Here is a 1,606-nt window from a genome sequence, read left to right as displayed (position 1 = left end):
CGGCAGGCCACTTGGGGAATGTCGGCTAAATCAGAAGGAATAAGATTTATGGCTGAAAAGATCTTTGTGACAGCAGTCCTAACCGCGGCTGATGGAAAAGTGGATGACTTACTATCAATTCTCAGAGACCTTACCATTGAAACACGCAAAGAGGCAGGGTCAATTGAATACGGATTTGTGCAAGATAGCAATAATTCGAATGTGATTCTCGCGCGCGAAGAATGGCGTGACGCAACGTCGGAAGCGGCTCATTGGGAGACCGAACACCTGAAAACCGCCCTCGGAAAATTTGACGGAATTCTTGGCGCTGAGCCCCAAATATTCAAAGGATACAAGGTGATTTGAAGGAAACGAGAAGCAAAATGAACTTCAAAACTATTTTGATCACCGGCGCTGGATCCGGTATCGGTCGAGGCGCAGCCTTTGGCTTAGCCAAAGCAGGCCACAGAGTAATTGCAACCGTCGAGTCTGAGGAACAACTCACCGCATTGCTTGCTGAGTCTTATGAAAAAAAGGTAAACCTTGAGGTACGCAAACTCAATATCCTAGATGCCCACGATCGCGAAGAATCACATAGACTATACGGAGAGGATACAGACATATTGGTAAGCAATGCGGCGATTGGACAGACGGGTCCTGTCGCTGAAGTTCCCGTCGACTTAATACGGCGTGTCTTCGACGTAAACGTATTTGGAACGCTTGAGCTAGCTCAATTATTTGCAAAAACTTTTGCGAAGCGCCGGAGAGGAAAGCTGATGTTTGTTTCCTCAATTGTCGGTTATTCAACGTTCCCGTTTCTCGCGCCATACGTCGCATCTAAACATGCTCTTGAAGCAATTACTCAGATAATGCGTGCAGAAATGGAAACGTTGAACGTACAGGTTGCGACGATCAACCCAGGACCATTCCAAACCGGCTTCAACGATCGTATGATCGAGAGCATGAACACATGGTATAAGCCTGACAGCAACTTTACTCCCGAAGAATCTATCAATATAGTTCGGGGTCTATTCTCCGAAGATGGGTTTCAACTGGATCCGAATGATATGGTAAGGTATATGGTGGAACTTATTCCTCAGGATCATCATAAATTCCGCAACGTATACCCTGAAAGTTTTGTGGAAGAGGGGAAAAAATATCAAAAAGGCGTTTGGGAGCAAACTGTCTGATCGGTTGCAATATTGCGGCCCGATCTCCTTTGGACACGGAAGTGGCGCGACAATTTCGGCCACTCCGTGCACAAGGCTTAGATATTGCGTCCTCTACTAACGTGCAATGGAAAATTTGGGGACGATGTGCGAGCATATTGGTGAGTTCAGGGTTAAGGAAAAACGCTTGTATTCTAGAGAACTCACAAGTTGACGTAATAATCGTTAAAGAGTATTCAAGTTCTGGCAAGTGTGCATAAAAATTACCTGACCATGCCTTCGGAAGCGTGCAGTTATGATGCCATTTTGAGAACCAATTGACCACTTTCTGGAGCGTTCAAAACGTGTCTGATGTTGAAGATGCATATCGAATCTATGAGTGTGGAATCGTATCGATCAGCACTAGCGAACTAGATGATGCTCAATTCTGGGCCCACATTTCCCAAGTAAGGCGCTGA

The 1,606-nt window shown here is 45.8% G+C and carries 2 protein-coding genes; both read left to right on the top strand.

Annotation, left to right across the window (positions count from 1 at the left end; translation table 11 throughout):
* The coding region (locus FE811_RS26775; RefSeq protein ID WP_140849545.1) for a putative quinol monooxygenase at positions 1-345 on the top strand (345 nt) is incomplete at its 5' end.
* A 17-nt stretch (positions 346-362) separates the two neighbouring features.
* Positions 363-1,169, top strand: coding sequence for an SDR family oxidoreductase (locus FE811_RS26770; protein WP_140849542.1), 807 nt, complete (start codon positions 363-365; stop codon positions 1,167-1,169).
* The last annotated feature ends 437 nt before the right edge of the window (positions 1,170-1,606 follow it).

It is taken from the genome of Paracoccus sp. FO-3 (assembly GCF_006386455.1).
Lineage (GTDB): Bacteria > Pseudomonadota > Alphaproteobacteria > Rhodobacterales > Rhodobacteraceae > Paracoccus > Paracoccus versutus.
The sequence above is the reverse complement of the archived record's forward strand: the minus strand, read 5'-3'. Positions and strand labels throughout refer to the sequence as shown.

Bases quoted from the DNA above. Each gene is read 5' to 3' on its own strand.
- FE811_RS26770 (WP_140849542.1), top strand. From the start codon at position 363: ATGAACTTCAAAACTATTTTGATCACCGGCGCTGGATCCGGTATCGGT.